At 67.8% G+C, this 16,796-nt stretch carries 17 protein-coding genes, 1 tRNA gene and 1 pseudogene; 10 read left to right on the forward strand and 9 right to left on the reverse strand.

Features of this window, described 5'->3' with window-relative positions; genetic code table 11:
* Positions 1–109: 109 nt before the first annotated feature.
* Together ACWDA7_RS16000 and ACWDA7_RS16005 are read right to left on the reverse strand one after the other, a co-directional pair.
* Positions 110–577, reverse strand: a complete 468-nt coding sequence (locus ACWDA7_RS16000) for a RidA family protein (RefSeq protein ID WP_360996101.1) — start codon at positions 575–577, stop codon at positions 110–112.
* A complete protein-coding gene (locus ACWDA7_RS16005; RefSeq protein WP_450604798.1) occupies positions 574–750 on the reverse strand; it encodes a DUF4177 domain-containing protein in 177 nt (58 codons plus the stop codon). The genes ACWDA7_RS16000 and ACWDA7_RS16005 overlap by 4 nt, the downstream gene beginning before the upstream one ends.
* Here ACWDA7_RS16005 and ACWDA7_RS16010 point away from each other — a divergent pair.
* From ACWDA7_RS16010 to ACWDA7_RS16025, 4 genes are all read left to right on the forward strand, one after another.
* A complete protein-coding gene (locus tag ACWDA7_RS16010; protein ID WP_450604800.1) occupies positions 749–2,434 on the forward strand; it encodes a recombinase family protein in 1,686 nt (561 codons plus the stop codon). The two genes, ACWDA7_RS16005 and ACWDA7_RS16010, sit on opposite strands and share 2 nt — an antisense overlap.
* A 348-nt stretch (positions 2,435–2,782) precedes the next feature.
* Positions 2,783–3,013, forward strand: a complete 231-nt coding sequence (locus ACWDA7_RS16015) for a winged helix-turn-helix domain-containing protein (RefSeq protein WP_450604802.1) — start codon at positions 2,783–2,785, stop codon at positions 3,011–3,013.
* A 280-nt stretch (positions 3,014–3,293) separates the two neighbouring features.
* Positions 3,294–4,271, forward strand: a complete 978-nt coding sequence (locus tag ACWDA7_RS16020) for an ArsA family ATPase (protein WP_450604803.1) — start codon at positions 3,294–3,296, stop codon at positions 4,269–4,271.
* Positions 4,268–5,656 (forward strand): ArsA family ATPase, encoded by a 1,389-nt coding sequence (locus ACWDA7_RS16025; RefSeq protein ID WP_450604804.1) that lies wholly within the window; start codon positions 4,268–4,270, stop codon positions 5,654–5,656. The genes ACWDA7_RS16020 and ACWDA7_RS16025 overlap by 4 nt, the downstream gene beginning before the upstream one ends.
* A gap of 612 nt (positions 5,657–6,268) precedes the next feature.
* Here ACWDA7_RS16025 and wblA read toward each other — a convergent pair.
* The gene (wblA, locus tag ACWDA7_RS16030; protein WP_037649120.1) at positions 6,269–6,607 is read right to left on the reverse strand and encodes a transcriptional regulator WblA; all 339 of its coding nucleotides are present in this window, start codon (positions 6,605–6,607) and stop codon (positions 6,269–6,271) included.
* 407 nt (positions 6,608–7,014) lie between these two features.
* Here wblA and ACWDA7_RS16035 point away from each other — a divergent pair, with 407 nt between their 5' ends.
* A complete protein-coding gene (locus tag ACWDA7_RS16035; RefSeq protein WP_450604805.1) occupies positions 7,015–9,306 on the forward strand; it encodes a transglycosylase domain-containing protein in 2,292 nt (763 codons plus the stop codon).
* A 113-nt stretch (positions 9,307–9,419) separates the two neighbouring features.
* Here the strand turns inward: ACWDA7_RS16035 and ACWDA7_RS16040 are convergent, their stop codons facing one another.
* Positions 9,420–9,887: a GatB/YqeY domain-containing protein gene (locus tag ACWDA7_RS16040; protein WP_450604806.1), complete on the reverse strand. Its 468-nt coding sequence runs from the start codon at positions 9,885–9,887 to the stop codon at positions 9,420–9,422.
* 175 nt (positions 9,888–10,062) lie between these two features.
* On the opposite strand from ACWDA7_RS16040, the gene ACWDA7_RS16045 reads away from it, so the two are divergent.
* The 3 genes from ACWDA7_RS16045 to ACWDA7_RS16055 all read left to right on the forward strand — a co-directional run bounded on the left by ACWDA7_RS16045 (position 10,063) and on the right by ACWDA7_RS16055 (position 11,982).
* Entirely contained in the window at positions 10,063–10,989 is a 927-nt protein-coding gene (locus ACWDA7_RS16045; RefSeq protein WP_450604807.1) for a metallophosphoesterase, read from the forward strand.
* Positions 10,990–11,089: 100 nt separating this feature from the next.
* Positions 11,090–11,875 carry a Pr6Pr family membrane protein gene (locus ACWDA7_RS16050; RefSeq protein ID WP_450604808.1) on the forward strand — a complete coding sequence of 262 codons (786 nt, stop codon included), beginning with the start codon at positions 11,090–11,092 and terminating at the stop codon, positions 11,873–11,875.
* A 33-nt stretch (positions 11,876–11,908) separates the two neighbouring features.
* Positions 11,909–11,982, forward strand: a tRNA-Pro gene (locus ACWDA7_RS16055).
* 116 nt (positions 11,983–12,098) lie between these two features.
* Here the strand turns inward: ACWDA7_RS16055 and ACWDA7_RS16060 are convergent.
* A pseudogene (locus ACWDA7_RS16060) lies at positions 12,099–12,468 on the reverse strand (LacI family transcriptional regulator); the annotation flags it as partial.
* Here ACWDA7_RS16060 and ACWDA7_RS16065 point away from each other — a divergent pair.
* Both ACWDA7_RS16065 and ACWDA7_RS16070 read left to right on the forward strand, forming a co-directional pair.
* The gene (locus ACWDA7_RS16065; RefSeq protein WP_450604809.1) at positions 12,457–12,603 is read left to right on the forward strand and encodes a hypothetical protein; all 147 of its coding nucleotides are present in this window, start codon (positions 12,457–12,459) and stop codon (positions 12,601–12,603) included. The pseudogene ACWDA7_RS16060 and the gene ACWDA7_RS16065 sit on opposite strands and share 12 nt — an antisense overlap.
* Before the next feature lie 9 nt (positions 12,604–12,612).
* The gene (locus ACWDA7_RS16070; protein WP_450604810.1) at positions 12,613–12,774 is read left to right on the forward strand and encodes a hypothetical protein; all 162 of its coding nucleotides are present in this window, start codon (positions 12,613–12,615) and stop codon (positions 12,772–12,774) included.
* Positions 12,775–12,836: 62 nt separating this feature from the next.
* Here ACWDA7_RS16070 and ACWDA7_RS16075 read toward each other — a convergent pair whose 3' ends face one another.
* From ACWDA7_RS16075 to ACWDA7_RS16090, 4 genes are all read right to left on the reverse strand, one after another.
* Positions 12,837–14,522: an LCP family protein gene (locus ACWDA7_RS16075; RefSeq protein ID WP_450604811.1), complete on the reverse strand. Its 1,686-nt coding sequence runs from the start codon at positions 14,520–14,522 to the stop codon at positions 12,837–12,839.
* 430 nt (positions 14,523–14,952) lie between these two features.
* Positions 14,953–15,309: an integrase core domain-containing protein gene (locus ACWDA7_RS16080; RefSeq protein ID WP_450604812.1), complete on the reverse strand. Its 357-nt coding sequence runs from the start codon at positions 15,307–15,309 to the stop codon at positions 14,953–14,955.
* 187 nt (positions 15,310–15,496) lie between these two features.
* Positions 15,497–16,258 carry a hypothetical protein gene (locus ACWDA7_RS16085; RefSeq protein ID WP_450604813.1) on the reverse strand — a complete coding sequence of 254 codons (762 nt, stop codon included), beginning with the start codon at positions 16,256–16,258 and terminating at the stop codon, positions 15,497–15,499.
* The gene (locus tag ACWDA7_RS16090; protein ID WP_450604814.1) at positions 16,255–16,743 is read right to left on the reverse strand and encodes a SigE family RNA polymerase sigma factor; all 489 of its coding nucleotides are present in this window, start codon (positions 16,741–16,743) and stop codon (positions 16,255–16,257) included. The genes ACWDA7_RS16085 and ACWDA7_RS16090 overlap by 4 nt, the downstream gene beginning before the upstream one ends.
* Positions 16,744–16,796: the final 53 nt, after the last annotated feature.

A 16,796-nucleotide genomic window follows, 5' to 3' on the forward strand; every position in this document is an offset into this window, starting at 1 on the left:
ATCCCGGAGTGAGCTGATGTTCGAGAGGCAATGATCGTCTCCTCCAGGGGACCGGCGCCTCTCCAGCACCCGGATCCGAGTGGGACGGCCGTCACCCTGGGGGGGTCGATCACGCCTCGGTCAGCTCCACCTGGATCTCCACCTCGACCGGCGCGTCCAGCGGAAGCACCGCCACGCCGACCGCGCTGCGGGCGTGCACGCCCTTGTCGCCAAGCACCTCGGCGAGCAGCTCGCTGGCACCGTTGACGACGCCCGGCTGGCCCGTGAAGTCCGATGCCGACGCCACGAAGCCGACGACCTTCACCACACGCGCGATACGGTCGAGGTCGCCCGTCACGGACTTGACCGCGGCCAGAGCGTTCAACGCGCAGGTGCGGGCCAGGTCCTTGGCCTCCTCGGCGGTAACCTCGGCGCCCACCTTGCCGGTCACCGGAAGCTTGCCCTCGACCATCGGGAGCTGGCCGGCGGTGTACACATACGCCCCGGACCGCACGGCCGGCTGGTAGGCGGCGAGCGGCGGCACGACCTCCGGCAGCGTCAGCCCCAGTTCGGCAAGGCGTGACTCGACCGCGCTCATGCCTGCTTCTCCCGCTTCAGGTAGGCCACCAGCTGCTCGGGGTTGTTCGGCCCGGGCACGACCTGGACGAGCTCCCAGCCGTCCTCGCCCCAGGTGTCCAGAATCTGCTTCGTGGCGTGGACGAGCAGCGGCACGGTTGCGTATTCCCAAGAACGATGGCTTGCTTCAGCCATGACGACACCCCAGGTGGTCAGCGGTATGAACTTTCACGTTGCAGGCTATACGCGCCAGTCCTACGGCAGGGTCAACGGCAGCGAGGCGAGCCCTGCCAGCCAGCGCGAGGCCAACGCTGCTCGGTTCGGCTCGTTCGCTGCTGAGGCTGCGCGCCAGGGTCGCGAGGCTGTCTGGTGTGGTCACTATGAGGACGTCGGTATCAGCGCCTACAGCGGGACGGAGCGCCCCGACTTTGAGCGGCTGCTCCGTGACTGCCGACTGGGCCGGATCAATGTCGTCGTCGTCTACAACGTTTCTCGGTTCTCCCGTCTTGAGCCGCTCGACGCAATGCCCATCGTCAGCGAGCTGCAATCGCTTGGGGTGACGATTGTCTCTGTCGCTGAGGGCGTATTCCGTCCTGGCGACACCATGGACCTGATCCACCTGATTTTCCGGATCGACGCAGCGCACCAGGAATCCAAGAACAAGAGCACTGCCGTCCGTGACGCTGCTGCGCTGGCAAAGAGCCTGGGTGGCTACGTTGGCGGTAAGGCGCCTTACGGCCGACGACTGCGCCAGGAAACCCGAACTGCGCCGAACGGCAAGCCTGTTGCTGTCCAGGTGCTCGTAACTCAGCCTGATGAGGCCGAGGTTATCCGGCGCATCGCTAAAACCCTGCTCGCTGGCACTGACTCTGTCCACTCGATCTGCTCGACGTTGAATGCCGAAGGGGTGGCCACCCTGGGCGCCTCGCGCGGTAAGCGCAGCTCCGGTAGCGCCTGGCACCCCAAGACGCTGATTCGGATGCTGCGACACCCCCACCTGGCTGGTTTCGACGCTGAGGCCATCTACGACGCGCAGCAGCGTGTTACCGGTCACCGTGTCCGGCGCGATGCTGAGGGCAAGCCTGTCAGCGCATGGGAACCGATTCTCAGCGAGGCTGACTGGTTCGCCATCCAGGAATGGCTCGACGCGCGCCCCAAGCGCATGAACGAGCACAGGACTACGGCGCTGCTGTCTTCCATGGGAATCATGGAATGCGCCTGTGGCTACTCGATGAGCGCGAACAATGCTGCCCGCCCGTCCTACTTCTGCAACCGCCCTGCGGGCAAGCCTCTGAACGCTGCGTCTGGCGACCATGAGGGGCGCAGCTACATCAGCCGTACGGCGCTTGACGTTCACGTGGTGCGCAGCATCTTCGCGCTGATCTCTGCTGCGGAATGGGACGAGGAATCGCGCGAGATTCTTCTACGCGTGACAGCGCACTACGCGGAGATCAACGAGACACCAGAGGCAGCGCAGGAGCGGGGCGCCGTCATGCAGGAAAGGGCAGACGCTACGAGGGCGCTGACCCAGCTTTACGACGACCGCGAGTTGTTCGCTGGCGACCCTGTGGGCCGTGCCCGCTGGCAAGAGGACGTGAAGACTCAGCAAGCGCGTCTGAGCGCTGCTGATGCCCGCCTTGAGGTACTCGGCCAGGCTGGCTCGCTGGTGCTGCCTATCAGCGGATGGACCGAGTCTGACAATGGCGACTCCATGGGCCCGGGGTCCTGGTGGGAATCGGCCCCCCTCGCTGAACGCCGCTCGTTCGTCTCGCTGTTCGTCAAGAAGGTGACCGTTCGCAAGGCGCGCAGCGATGAAAAGAGCAGGGGCAGCAAAGCGGCTGCTGTGCTCAATGGTCGCGTAACCGTGGAATGGGTCTGAGCGCCTGCCTGAGCCTCTCTGAGCCCTGCCTGACCCCTGTGGTCCGGCAGGGCTCTTTCGTGCGCTCACGCAGGCGCACACGACTTCTAAGTTACTCACGGGTAACTTCAAAGGCCGGCACTTTTCTCGCGTACATGACAAAGTCAAGTTGCATGCTGCGTCGTACCCCAATGGCCGTAGCCTGCCCATGCCGACTCCTTCCAGTCGGTATGGCCCTGCCTCGCTGTTCTGGCCAGTCCAGCGGGGGGGCCGCTTTCTGTTATGAATACACCACGGTACGCCCCGAATAGCCACGGTGCACCATGGTCTACGTGTGCGGGCCATGGCTGGCCGTACGAGCCTGGTCCCATGGCTGAGTACGAATGGCAGCGAGTAGTGCGCGCAATCAACGCTGATATCGACTCGGGGCGCATTCCGCCTGGGGCCGCCCTGCCATCGATCCTGCGGCTCGCGCAGCGATACGGGGTGGCTGATCACACGGTGCGTAGGGCGCTGCGAGAGCTACGCGAGCAGGGGCGTATCGAGACGCTGCCACACAAGGGGTCGTTTGTGGTTGACGCATCGTCAGGTGACGCATAACCGCTGGTCAGGCGGCCGCCTGGTCATGCCATCGTGTGTGGCGTAACCTTTGCGTATTCCCACTTGGCCATGGGCCGACTGTAGCCGTTGCGGCGACCTGGTCATGTGGCCGACCACGGTCCTGGTGGGACCAGCTGCATCCGTTCGACCGCGACCCCGATGTGACCGGCGGTATCCGGCCGTCCGGCGCGTCGGTTCGAGGGGACATGTGGCCGACGGCGGAGGGAGTTGTCCACAGCCTCCCGCGTAGGGCGCACACAGACTGGTTAGGCTCGAAGACGTGAGCAGGCTCCAGGTCGTAAGCGGCAAGGGCGGCACCGGGAAGACCACGGTGGCCGCCGCACTGGCGCTCGCCCTCGCGACCGAGGGCAAGCGCACTCTCCTCGTCGAGGTGGAGGGCAGACAAGGCATCGCACAACTCTTCGAGACGGAAGCGCTGCCGTACGAGGAGCGCAAGATCGCCGTCGCCCCGGGCGGCGGCGAGGTGTACGCGCTGGCCATCGACCCCGAGCTCGCCCTGCTGGACTACCTCCAGATGTTCTACAAACTGGGGGGCGCCGGGCGGGCGCTGAGGAAGCTCGGTGCCATCGACTTCGCCACCACCATCGCGCCCGGCCTGAGGGATGTGCTCCTGACCGGCAAGGCGTGCGAGGCCGTCCGCAGGAAGGACCGCGACGGCCGGTTCGTTTACGACTACGTGGTGATGGACGCGCCGCCCACCGGACGCATCGCCCGCTTCCTGAACGTGAACGACGAGGTGGCGGGCCTCGCCAAGATCGGCCCGATACACAATCAGGCCCAGGCCGTGATGAGGGTGCTCAAGTCCCGGGAGACGGCCGTGCATCTGGTGACGCTCCTGGAGGAGATGCCCGTCCAGGAGACGGCGGACGGGATCACCGAACTACGCGCCGCGAAGCTGCAGGTGGGCCGGATCATCGTGAACATGGTGCGGCCCATGGTGCTGGACGAGTCGGACCTCGACCTCGCGCGGGCCGTGCCGCGAACGGCCGTCGCCAAGTCCCTGTCGGTCGCCGGCCTCGGCGGGGCGCGCCGTGGCGGGCTCGCGGAGCGTCTGGTGGACCCGCTGCTCGAGCAGGCCGACGAGTACGCGGAGCGGTTCGCCCTGGAGCGCGAGCAGCGGAGCACGCTCACGGAACTGGGCCTGCCCCTGCACGAACTGCCGCTGCTCGCCGAGGGAATGGACCTGGCGGGCCTGTACGAACTTGCCACGGAACTGCGTCAGCAAGGGATCTCATGACATCGGACCCCGCCCCCGCGAGCGACGACACGGCCTCCGCCCAGGACGCGGCCAATCCCCTCGACACGAACTCCACGCGCGCGTTGAACCCGGGCCCCGTCCTGGAGGTCGACCCGCTCCTCGACGACCCGAACACCCGCATCGTCGTGTGCTGCGGCTCCGGCGGCGTCGGCAAGACGACGACGGCGGCCGCCCTGGGGCTGCGCGCCGCCGAGCGCGGCCGCAAGGTGGTCGTGCTGACCATCGACCCGGCTCGCCGGCTCGCCCAGTCCATGGGCATCGACGTACTCGACAACACCCCCCGGCGGGTGAAGGGCATCGACGAGAGCGCGGGCGGCGAACTGCACGCCATGATGCTCGACATGAAGCGCACCTTCGACGAGATCGTCGAGGCGCACGCGGATCGCGAGCGGGCCGCCGCCATTCTGGGCAACCCCTTCTATCAGTCGCTCTCGGCGGGCTTCGCGGGCACGCAGGAGTACATGGCGATGGAGAAGCTGGGGCAGCTGCGGGCGCGGGACGAATGGGACCTCATCGTCGTCGACACCCCGCCCTCTCGGTCCGCGCTGGACTTCCTGGATGCCCCCAAGCGCCTCGGGTCCTTCCTCGACGGCAAGCTGATCCGGGTCCTGATGGCCCCGGCGAAGGTGGGCGGCCGTGCGGGGATGAAGTTCCTGAACGTCGGGATGTCGATGATGACGGGCGCCCTGGGCAAGCTGCTCGGGGGCCAGCTCCTGAAGGACGTCCAGACGTTCGTGGCCGCCATGGACACCATGTTCGGAGGGTTCCGCACCCGCGCGGACGCCACGTACAAGCTGCTCCAGGCGCCCGGTACGGCATTCCTGGTGGTGGCGGCGCCCGAGCGGGACGCACTGCGGGAGGCGGCGTACTTCGTGCAGCGCCTGGCCGCCGAGGACATGCCGCTGGCCGGCCTGGTGCTGAACCGCGTCCACGGCAGCGGTGCCGCCCAGCTCTCCGCCGAGCGAGCGCTCGGCGCCGCCGAAAATCTTGAAGAGTCCCGCATTGTGGATCAGCGGGGCGGGAAAGCTGGAATTCGTAACTCTCCCGACACGCACGGCAGTTCAGAAGCTTCTCCATCCGGAGCACCGGACCGTGACGCAGGCTCCCCCGCCGCCGCGGACCAGGACCGGAGCGTCGAGCAACTCACCGCAGGCCTGTTGAGGCTGCATGCGGAACGTATGCAGCTGCTCTCCCGCGAGCAGCGCACCCGTGATCGTTTCACCGCACGTCACCCGGAGGTGCCTGTGGCGGAAGTGGCCGCGCTGCCCGGCGACGTCCACGACCTGACGGGACTGCGGAACATCGGGGACCGGCTCGCGGCCAACCAACTCGGCGGCACCGAGGAGGACGAGGCGTACGCGTAGGGAGCCTTGGGCGCCTGCCCTGGGCGCCCAAGGACCTGCGGCGCCGTGCCCTTCTGCACGCCGGGCACACGCGTGGATGCCGACGGCACCCGGCCACGGCTGCGACCAGGCTGGCGACATCCGCCCGAGTCCTATCCGCCTCACACCAAGGCGGCCGTAGGAACGAGACCTGTGCGCGGATGCCCTCTGCCGGCCTACAACTCAACAGCGAGCCGGCCACAAACCCCCGTGACCGGAGAGCCACAAGAGGCTGCGGGGAGCGTCCCGCAGGCCCAACGTGCGACCCAATGACCGAAATGCCCGATATAAAGGCGTGTTTGTGACGACTGCAACACAGGCCAAGCCCGTTCACGGCGACAACGCCTCGCCAGGCAGTCCCCAAGACGTCACCGCCTCGGCGAATCAGCTCCCGTGGATCCCGCGAACACCACGGGTTCCGTGAATTCCACCAAGGGCAGGCCGGGGCGCCCGAGGGCGCCCCGCATCCGGCCATGGACGCGCGTACCGAACATCCAGCAATGGCCAAGCGCGCCGGCCGCGGACAGCCATACGCCAGGGTGGTCAACGGCCCCCTCCGGCAGCGAACTCCGCACCCGGAAGCGACTCTGCCCGTCAACCCACAGCGGCGTAGTTCTCGTAGACCTCTTCCTCGTCAAGTGGCAGCAGACCCGCTCCGCGCTCGTACTCAGTGCGTGCGGTCTCCAGTAGGTGGCGCCATGAGGTGACGGTCGGCCGCCTGCGCAGCAGTGCGCGGCGCTCCCGTTCCGTCATGCCTCCCCACACGCCGAACTCGACGCGGTTGTCCAAAGCATCGGCCAGACATTCCGTGCGTACCGGACATCCGGTGCACACTGCCTTGGCCCTGTTCTGCGCTGCTCCTTGCACAAACAGTTCATCTGGATCGGTAGTGCGGCAGGCCGCCTGCGCACTCCAGTCGGTTACCCAGCCCATACCGGCGCCGTCCTCTCCCGAATCGAGGCTCCCCCACGGCGGCAGCGGCATATTCACCGCCGCCAGTTGAGGACGTTACGGAAGGTGGGCACAGCGCAACACCCCCTTCGGGCCCAATCTTGAATGGCCCGAACGGACTATGGGTAAACGGCAGATCACCCGGGGGAGTGAGCTGACGGCATACACGACTTCCCGGAAAAACCGGACAGTTCAGCTGCGCCACAACGGATGCCTGGTGACACACAAGGCGGATTCGGACACGTACCCAACAAAAAAGTTGGGGAACACCGGAACGATTCGGGTTCGCCGGACGTACTTGATACGTGGTCCTACTGCTGTGACAGTTGAGATCAGCTTAGGCCAAGGCCTAGACGCGTGTCCGGCGAATGAGAACGTAGGCTTCCCTCATGCCAAAGAAGCGCTCGGGCGGGGGGCTGTCCCCCGTGCAGCAGGCCGCCAAGTTCCTCGGAGTGAGTGTGCTCGCGGGGGCGGTGATGGCCGGCATCGCGCTGCCCGCCGCAGGCGCGCTCGGGCTTGCCGCCAAGGGGTCGGTCAAGGGATTCGACGAGATCCCGGCCAATCTGAAGAGCCCGCAGCTGAGCCAGCGCACCACCATCCTCGACAACCAGGGGAGCGCGATCGCCACGGTCTACTCGCGCGACCGCACGGTGGTGGAACTCAAGGACATCTCGCCGTACATGCAGAAGGCGATCGTCGCGATCGAGGACTCGCGGTTCTACCAGCACGGCGCGATCGACCTGAAGGGCGTCCTGCGCGCGCTGAACCAGAACGCGCAGAACGGCGGCGTGGCCCAAGGCGCCTCCACGCTCACCCAGCAGCTGGTGAAGAACTACTTCGTGGAGGAGGCCGGCGACGACCCGACGAAGGTCGCCCAGGCCACCCAGCAGACGTTCGGCCGGAAGATCCGCGAGCTGAAGTACGCGATCCAGATCGAGCAGAAGCTCGGCAAGAAGAAGATCCTCGAGAACTACCTGAACATCACGTTCTTCGGCCAGCAGGCGTACGGCGTCGAGGCCGCCTCCCAGCGCTACTTCTCCAAGCACGCCAAGGACCTGAACCTTCAGGAGTCCGCGCTGCTCGCGGGTCTCGTCCAGTCGCCCACCCGGTACGACCCGGTGAGCGACGAGGCGGAGGCCAAGAAGCGGCGCAACGTGGTGCTGCAGCGCATGGCCGAGGTGCACGACATCACGCAGGGCGAAGCCGACAAGGCCGAGGCGACCCCCCTCGGGCTGCACGTCAGCCAGCCGAAGAACGGCTGCATCACGGCGGTCAAGGGCGCGGGCTTCTTCTGCGACTACGTCCGCGAGGTGTTCCTGAACAACCCGGTCTTCGGCAAGACCCAGACGGACCGGGCGAAGATCTGGAACCGCGGCGGCCTCACGATCCGCACGACGCTGGACCCGCAGGCGCAGGACTCGGTGCAGAAGTCCATCAAGGAGCACGTCAACCAGAGCGACGACGTGGCCACGGCCGCGACCATCGTCGAGCCCGGCACCGGCAAGATCCTCGGGATGGGCCAGTCCCGCCCATACGGCTTCGGCAAGAACGAGACGCAGATCAACCTCTCGGTGGACAAGGCGATGGGCGGTGGCGCGGGCTACCAGCCCGGTTCGACGTTCAAGCCGATCGTTGCCGCCGCCGCCATCGAGGGCGGCATGCCCGCCACCCAGGAGTACCCGTCCCCCTACGAGATGGAGTACCCGAGCCCGGTGTCGACCTGCGACGGCAAGCAGTGGGTGAACACCGACGGCACCAAGCTCACCAACGAGGACGAGTCGGAGCACGGTCCGTACGGCATGAAGGAAGCGACCGCCAAGTCGGTCAACACCTACTACGTGCAGTTGATCAGTGACATCGGCATCTGCCCGGTCACGCAGATGGCCAAGAAGATGGGCGTGAACCGCGCGGACGGCGGCCAGATCAACCAGGCCCCGTCGATCGCGCTCGGCACCCAGGAGATGTCCCCCCTGACCATGGCGAGCGCGTACGCGACCTTCGCGGACCGCGGCACGTACTGCACCCCTGTCGCCATCGAGTCGATCACGCAGACCGTCGGCAACCAGAAGAAGTCGCTGCCCGTTCCAAAGACGACGTGCTCGCGCGCGATGTCGGAGACCACCGCGGACACGATCAACACCATCCTGAAGGGCGTGGTCGAGGACGGCACGGGCACGCAGGCCGGCCTCGGCGACCGTCCCAGCGCGGGCAAGACCGGTACGACGGACTTCCGCTACGCGGCCTGGTTCGTCGGCTACACGCCGAACATGGCGGGCGCGGTCTGGGTCGGCGACCCGGCGCACAAGCGGCAGATGACCCACATCACCATCGGCGGTGTCACCTACGACAAGGTCTACGGCGGCCAGGTCCCGGGCCCGATCTGGCGCGACATGATGTCGGGCGCACTGTCGGGCAAGCCGGTCGAGGACTTCAACCTGGTCAACATCCCCGACAGCCCCGACCGGAGGGACGGCGGAGACGGGCACGGCAACGGCGACACCAACGGGAACCAGAACGGCGGACAGATCGGCGGTCTGATCGACGGCGGGCTGACCACCGGCGGGACCGCCGGAGCCACCAACGGATCGACCAACGGCGGCGCGAACCCGCAACCGTCCTTCTCCATCCCCGAGGGATTCCTCCAGGGGAACGGGAACGGAACCGGCGGCCGGAGGGGCTGAACAGCCCGAGTTCCGCGTTTCCTCTCCTTGTACGACGACGGGGGCGTCCCTCCTGTGAAGGGACGCCCCCGCTGTCGTACGCACCCGTAGGCGCCGGCGCGAGGCCGGAGCGGTCAGCCGCCCGCGAGGAGCTCCTTGACCACGGCGGCGACCCGGCCGCCCTCCGCCTGGCCCGCCACCTTCGGGTTCACGATCTTCATGACCTGGCCCATGGCGCGCGGGCCCTCGGCACCGGCCGCCTTCGCCTCTTCCACGGCCTGGGCGACGATCTGCCGCAGCTCGTCGTCGGACATCTGCTTGGGCAGGTACTCGGCGAGCACCTCTCCCTCCGCCTTCTCCCGCTCGGCCTGCTCGGGGCGCCCGCCCTGCGCGAAGGCATCGGCGGCCTCCCGGCGCTTCTTCGCCTCGCGGGTGATCACCTTGGTGACCTCGTCGTCGGAGAGCTCGCGCTTCTCCTTGCCCGCGACCTCCTCCTTGGTGATGGCGGCGAGCGTCAGCCGGAGCGTCGAGGAGCGGAGCTCGTTGCGCTCCTTGATCGCGGCGTTGAGGTCTTCGTGCAGCTTCGACTTGAGCGTGGTCATGGCTCCGATTGTGGCAGGTGCGACATGGCGGCTGCCCGTCGATTTCCACAGGCGCGGCCGTTGTCCGCACGTCCGGACCCGCATCGGCTCCCGTTCTGCACACGCGCCTCCGCGGGCGATGCGCGGTTGTCCACAGGTGAGTCGAGGTGCCCTCGTGTTCTGACACGATGGTCCTATGCGCGCGCGATACGGAGTACCCCTGGGAATCACGGCGGTTGCCGCCGCCGGACTGCTGTACTCGGCCGGGTTCGAGGCCCGTTCCTTCCGGCTGCGCCGGGTGACGATCCCGGTGCTGCCACCGGGGGCTCGTCCCTTGCGCGTACTCCAGATCTCCGACATCCACATGGTGAGCGGGCAGCGCAAGAAGCAGCGCTGGCTGCGTTCGCTGGCGGGCCTGGCCCCGGACTTCGTGATCAACACCGGAGACAACCTCTCCGACCCCGAGGGCGTGCCGGAGGTGCTGGACGCGCTGGGCCCGCTGATGGAGTTCCCGGGGGCGTACGTCTTCGGTTCGAACGACTACTACGGCCCCACACTGCGCAACCCCGGACGCTACTTGGTGGAGAAGGCCAGGGGCCAGCACGGCCTGAACGGCAATGCGCCCGTGGCCGGCGTGATCCACAACCCCTGGGAGGACCTGCGCGACGGCTTCGACGCGGCGGGCTGGGTGAACCTGACGAACACCCGGGGCATGCTCAAGATCGACGACCTGGACATCGAGCTGACAGGCCTGGACGACCCGCACATCAAGCGCGACCGGTACGCGCGCGTCGCGGGGGGCCCGTCCTCGTCGGCGGACTTCTCCATGGGCGTGGTCCACGCGCCGTATCTGCGCAGCCTCGACGCGTTCACGGCCGACGGCTATCCGCTGATCCTGGCGGGCCACACCCACGGCGGCCAGTTGTGCATCCCCTTCTACGGCGCCCTGGTCACCAACTGCGACCTGGACACGGACCGGGTGAAGGGCCTGTCCCGGCACGCGGCGGAGGGTCAGTCGTCCTACCTGCACGTGTCGGCGGGATGCGGGACGAGCCGCTATACGCCCGTACGGTTCGCGTGCCCGCCGGAGGCGTCGCTGCTGACGCTGATCGCCAAGCAGTAGCGGCCGAAGGAGGCGCAGCAGGGCCGGGCACCGACCGAGGATGTCACCTGCCCGGACTACCCGTATCGCCCGTTTTGCCCTCCCCGCTTAGCGTGAGGGCATGACCTCGCCGATACCCAAGGAGATCCCGGACCTCCCGGCGGTGCCGGGCAGGCGAGGGCTACGGCCGTCCGTCGTGCCAGTAGCCGCCGTGGTGGCTCCCGTGTTCCGCCCGATGGCGGCCTCCCACCGCATGCTGCTCGCGGCAGCGGCCGGGGCGGCGGTGGCCGTCGACCTCCTCCTGGGCAGCCCGGTCCGGGTGCTGAGCTACTTCACGATCCAGGCGAACATACTCGTCGCGCTCGTCTTCGCGGTGTCGGCCTGGCGAGCGTGGACGGCTCGCCGCCCGCTGCCCCCGCTGGTGACCGGTGGCACGCTGTTCTACGCCTTGATCGCCGGCCTGGTCTACCACGTGCTGATCGTGAACGAACCCGGCCGCTTCTCCATGACGGGCCAGACCAGCCCACACCCCGGCTGGTCGTGGCTCGCCAACCAGGTGATGCACACGCTGACGCCGGTCGCGGCACTGCTGGACTGGCTCCTGCTGACGCGCCCGTCCGCGCTGACCCTGCGGCACGCGCGGAAGTGGCTGCTCTACCCCATGGCGTACCTGGTCTTCTCCCTGACGCGCGGCGAGCTGCTCCTGCCGGGAACAGAGGGCCGCTACCTCTACGCGTTCCTGGACGTGGGCCGGCTCGGCTACCGGAGCGTGCTCGCCAACGCACTCCTGATCGGCCTGGCGTGCTTCGCCCTGGCCGTGCTCCTGGTCGCCCTCGACCACGTCCGCCCGGACCCGACCCGCTGCAGCTCGAAAACCGGATTTCGTCTCCAGCCCCCGGTGGGCTAAAGTAAACGTCGTCGCAGCGACAAGCAGCGACATCGGGGTGTAGCGCAGCTTGGCAGCGCGCTTCGTTCGGGACGAAGAGGTCGTGGGTTCAAATCCCGCCACCCCGACAGCCGAAACACCAGGTCAGGGCCGGTCTTCCTGCACGGAAAACCGGCCCTGACTCGTTTCTCAGGGCCCTGGGGAGTGAACGGGGAGTGGATCAAGGAAATCCACTCCCCGAGCGTCACCCCTGGCGCGCTCTCAGCAAGGCATCGAGCGCACGCACCGGGGACCGAGGATGCATGGCTAACCACGCCTCCAACGACTCCTCCCACTGCTCGGTCAGTTCGCCCATGAGCCGATTCCTCATCCGCGCGGTGATTGCGAGTAGCGCGCCTGCACCGAACCGTCCTCGTGCCCCAAGCGCTCATCCATAAGCATGGCGGGATCCCTAGCTCCTCCATGAACGTCTTGTGAGAGTGCCTGAGCCCATGCGGAGTGAGGCCCCGCGCGATCGGAAGCCAGCACGCGTCCGCACGACCAGAGGCATTCCGGCCCCGTGCCGGCACCCCAGGCCAGGGGTCCGCCATCACCGGCACAGGGTGCGTCACCTGCCTGACCCACAGGCCGAGCTTGCCGCGGCCGAGCGGGAATGGCAGGAGCGGGCGATCGCCCGCGGCCGGGTCGATACGGTGCCGGCCCAGGACGGCGGCAACATCGCCGACACAGAGGTCACCCCGGATCCGTAGGAGACGGACGTGCAGTCAGCGCCCCGGGACGTGGCGAACCCGAAGTCGCAGGTGCCGGTGTGGCGAAGGCTGACCTGGTCGGTGCTGTCGGTGGCCTACCACCGCATCTTGCAGATCCTCGCCGAGCGGGTCCGGCTCGCCAGGCAGGACTCGACGAGGCTGCCGGGGTAGCCGCCATCAGTCCGGACCAGGGCCAGACGGGTGGTGTGCTCCTGCCACCTGCGGATGGCTTCTCAGGGCGCTGAGTCGTTCACCTCTGGGCTGAGGGCGTAGGCGCGCGTCGGGGAGGTGCTGGATGTCGGATGGTCCGAGGAAGTGGGCTTGCCGGACGCGTCCAGCCCGATCGCTGTCTTGAAGGTGCTGACCTGGGCACACGTGTCGTTGTCGTTGCCAAGCTTCATATTGGCGCCGTCGAGGGCGGCCTGGGTGTCGACAGGTACCGGGGCGGTCTTGCTGCCGGGAAAACTGGTGCCGCTGGGCCAGTCGGTACCGATGACTAGCACGATCCCCGTGCCGGATCCCTGCTTGAGCACCGATGCCGGCAGGCCGAGCGCCTTGGCAACGGCCCGGGCCTGCGGCATTTGGCCGGCCGGATAGGCCAACGACGTGGTGGTGGCCGGGGTCCCGTTGGCAGCGGCGGTCTGCTTGCTGAAGCCCCGGCGGAGGAGTTCTTGGCTGATCGTGTTGGCACGGCCGCGGACGGTCGTGCCGTTCTGCACCTGTACGGCGATGACGGATGTCGCAACGGCCGTGGCGGCGGGAGCGGCAGACGGCGACGCCGGGCGGGCTGCGGCCGTGAGCGACTGGTCGTTCGCGATGCTCTTGAACATGTCGTTCGCGCCCGGATTGGTGACCAGTGTCTGCCAGACTCCGTTCACCTCGACGTCGTGCGTCTGCATGGTGGCGAAGGTGACGCGGCTCGCGGGGACCTTGTTGAGGTCGCCGGCCAGGCCGACGAGCTTGGTGGCGGAGTTCAGCGAGCTGTCGACGGTCAGCGACTGGGTGGCGGCATTGGCGATGGCCCACATTTTGGCTGGGCTGCTCAGAGTGCCCTTGGTCTTCAGCTGATTGAGCAGGGAGCTGAGGAAGATGTGCTGCGCGGCAGTCCGGCCGCGACTGTCGCTGGAGTCCCCAAAGCCGTGCCGAGTACGAACGAACTCCAGCGCCGCCTGGCCCTCCAGTACGTGCGAGCCCTCCTTCAACTTCAGGTGGCTATAGGGGTCGTATATGTCGTGGTTGACGCAGATCGGGACCCCGCCTACCGCGTGGGACATGGCCACCACTCCGGAGAAGTCGACCATCATGAAGTGGTCGATGGGGATCCCGGTAAGTTCGTGCACGGCGACGACACTGCAGCCTGGCCCGCCGCCCAGGGCCGAGTTGATCATCTGGTTGGACTGAGGGCCCATGCTGGGGTGGTTCGCGGCGTGGCAACCGCTCCAGCTGCTCCGCAGGTCGCGGGGGATGCTCAGCACGGTGGCGTTTGACCGGTCGGCCGATATGTGCACAACCATCTCCACGTCGGCCCGGGCCCCGCTGGCTTTCCCGCAGGCGCCGCCGAGCTTGCAATCCGAGGCGTTCGCGCGGGCGTCCGAACCGATGACGAGGATGTTGATCGGGCTGCGTCCGAACGCGTCCGGTGTCTCATGTCCCGCGCCGTCCTTGCCGTTGGCGGACAGGTCATCGGACTTGATAGCGCTGGTCAGCTTCCAGTAGGCGTATGCCGCCGTGCCGATACCGAGCAACAGCACGAAGCCCATCGCCAACCCGACGATCTTCAGGGCCCGCCTTGCGCCCGACTTCCCCCTGCCCTTGCGCAGGGCAGCCCGGCCGCCGGCAACCGGCAGCGACGGTTCCGTTCCGTCCGCTCTGTTCCGACGGGCTCCGTGCCTCCGCGATCCACTGGAGGACTTCGTCATGGGCACTTCCTCGCACGTCGGGCCGATGAATCATGGAACGATCGGGGAGTACGACATTCCGAACCCGTAATGGGTTGCATCCCCCCAGCGACCCTGGAGGTCGCCCGGCTCCTGCTCCAACGCAATCCGCGGCGCGCAGCCCCGGCCTGTTCGCCTTGGCCCGTCTGCCCGGATTGGACGTGCGCTCCTTGCGGACGGGCGCGCCCTGAGAAGCCATCCGCTACCAACCAGCGGGCTTGTCTGGTCGTACAAGGGTCGTGATCGGGTGATCGTGCGGGGCGTGGGCGCATGAAGGCAGGGCCCCTTGGCACTCACTGAGTGTCCAACTGCGCTACAACGGCCCCGCACGGAGGCGCACAACCACGGCCGGTCTCGGATAGTTCGCGAGGGTGAGCTGCCCCGAGTTTCGTAGCGGCCGGTTGGTGTGCTTTCAGGCCCCGTTCTGGGTGGCCAGGGAACGGTAGTACTCGGCCTCGAATTCCTCGGGCGGAAGGTAGTCGAGGGCGGAGTGCAAGCGCTCGGCGTTGTACCAGCCGACCCATCGGACGAGAGCCCGTTCGACCTGGTCAGAGTCTCGCCAGGGGCCTGGTGCTCGATCAGCTCGGCCTTGAACGTGAGGTTGAGGGCATCGGCCAGGGCGTTGTCGTACGAGTCGGCGACGGAGCCGACCGACGCGCTCGCGTCGGCCTCCAACTCGTTCGTCCTCGCCCCGCTCGTGCCCGGCAGCTCCGGGCGCTCCAACTGCCTGCTGGGCGGCGCCCCGCAGACGTACACCAGGAAGATTCACAAGGGAAACGCCGGCAACCAACCGAAAGCCGCAGGCGAGGGCCGACTACGCCCCTTGACAGGCCCAACCCTCATGGGTGGGGTGTTGCAACGACCACTAGAACGGAAGTCACCCAGGGAGGGGACTTGGGGCGCTAGCGAAGGGGGCGGTACGGGATCCTCATACCGCCCCTGGCGCATCCTGATGCCTACGGCAACAGCTGAGGTTTCAGCGCCAGTTCACGCAGCTGTGCCCGCGTCAGCGGGAACGTCTTCAGCAGCGGGCCCTGCGAGCGCGCGCCGAGGAAGCCCGTCCAGTCACGGATGCTCAGCAGGGTGCCGTCCTTGAGGCGCAGCTGGGCCATCAGCTCCGCACCGCTGTACTTCGGCTGGACGTTCCGTCCCGCGGGCCACTGCCATACGCTCAAGAGCTCGCCGCCGGGCAGCTTGTCGCTGGTGCACCCGATCTTCGCGGGGATCTCGTGCCGCAGCGCGCAGGGATCCTGCGGCGCCACCGCGCCCTTGGCGCCGGCGGCCTTCGCGGTCAGCACATGGACGGTGATGTATCCGACCCCGCCGTCCCGCACCACCGCGTAGTCCCCGTCGTACGGTCCGGTCTTCCTCTCCACCTGCGTCTTCGGCGCGCCCTTGATCAGCTGCACCATCGACACCTCTCGGACCTTGCCCACGTCGGCGGGCAGCAGGCTGCGGAAGCCGGCGGCTCCCGTGCCGAACTCCCCGGCCGTCGGCGACGCCGCCACGTTCTCGCCGCGCCCGCCCGGCAGTACGCCGGAGCCGACGACGACGCCCCCCGCGACCACGGCCGCGACGAAGCCGGTCACCGCCGCGCGTCGTCGCCACCGCAACCGCGCGGCCCGCGCGAACACCGCCTCGCTCCCCCGGCTCTCCAGCACCGGCACGGGGCCGGCCGCCTTCCAGAGCAGCTCCCGTACCACTTCGTTCTCGCTCATACGTATTCCTCCCGCACCGCGGCTTTCAGCGCCGCGAGTCCCCTGGCTGTGTGGCTCTTGACCGTGCTCTCCCGCATCCCGAGCAGCTCGGCGGTGGCTGCCACGCTGAGGTCCTCCCAGTAGCGCAGCACGAGCACCGCCCGCTGTTTGGGCGCGAGTCCGGCGAGAGCGGCCCGCACCATCAGCCCGGTATCGCTGTCCACCAACTGCCCCGGCACGTCCGGCACGCCGCCGTACGCCTGTTCGCGCCGCCAGAACCGGCGGCGCGCCGAGATGAAGGTGTTGACCAGCGTCCGGCGCGCATAGGCGTCGAGGTTCTCCAGCCGCCCGTGCCGACGTGCGCCGAGGACGACCTTCACCAGCGTCGTCTGGACGAGATCCTCCGCCTCGTCACGGTTGCCGCACAGCAGGTAGGCACTGCGGAACAGTGCCGTGCGTCTGCCCTCGACGAAGGTGTGCAGAGCCGCTTCCGCGCCTTGCGTCATCCCTCCCCCTTCTCGGCCCACCGGGTACGGACCGTCTCACCCGTTCCAGTGCG

This window comes from Streptomyces sp. NPDC001156 (genome assembly GCF_053598275.1).

Coding starts and splice junctions, on each gene's coding strand:
- ACWDA7_RS16000 (WP_360996101.1), bottom strand. CDS start 577: ATGAGCGCGGTCGAGTCACGCCTTGCCGAACTGGGGCTGACGCTGCCG.
- ACWDA7_RS16010 (WP_450604800.1), top strand. CDS start 749: ATGACGACACCCCAGGTGGTCAGCGGTATGAACTTTCACGTTGCAGGC.
- ACWDA7_RS16005 (WP_450604798.1), bottom strand. CDS start 750: ATGGCTGAAGCAAGCCATCGTTCTTGGGAATACGCAACCGTGCCGCTG.
- ACWDA7_RS16015 (WP_450604802.1), top strand. CDS start 2,783: ATGGCTGAGTACGAATGGCAGCGAGTAGTGCGCGCAATCAACGCTGAT.
- ACWDA7_RS16025 (WP_450604804.1), top strand. CDS start 4,268: ATGACATCGGACCCCGCCCCCGCGAGCGACGACACGGCCTCCGCCCAG.
- wblA (WP_037649120.1), bottom strand. CDS start 6,607: ATGGGCTGGGTAACCGACTGGAGTGCGCAGGCGGCCTGCCGCACTACC.
- ACWDA7_RS16035 (WP_450604805.1), top strand. CDS start 7,015: ATGCCAAAGAAGCGCTCGGGCGGGGGGCTGTCCCCCGTGCAGCAGGCC.
- ACWDA7_RS16040 (WP_450604806.1), bottom strand. CDS start 9,887: ATGACCACGCTCAAGTCGAAGCTGCACGAAGACCTCAACGCCGCGATC.
- ACWDA7_RS16045 (WP_450604807.1), top strand. CDS start 10,063: ATGCGCGCGCGATACGGAGTACCCCTGGGAATCACGGCGGTTGCCGCC.
- ACWDA7_RS16050 (WP_450604808.1), top strand. CDS start 11,090: ATGACCTCGCCGATACCCAAGGAGATCCCGGACCTCCCGGCGGTGCCG.
- ACWDA7_RS16075 (WP_450604811.1), bottom strand. CDS start 14,522: ATGACGAAGTCCTCCAGTGGATCGCGGAGGCACGGAGCCCGTCGGAAC.
- ACWDA7_RS16085 (WP_450604813.1), bottom strand. CDS start 16,258: ATGAGCGAGAACGAAGTGGTACGGGAGCTGCTCTGGAAGGCGGCCGGC.
- ACWDA7_RS16090 (WP_450604814.1), bottom strand. CDS start 16,743: ATGACGCAAGGCGCGGAAGCGGCTCTGCACACCTTCGTCGAGGGCAGA.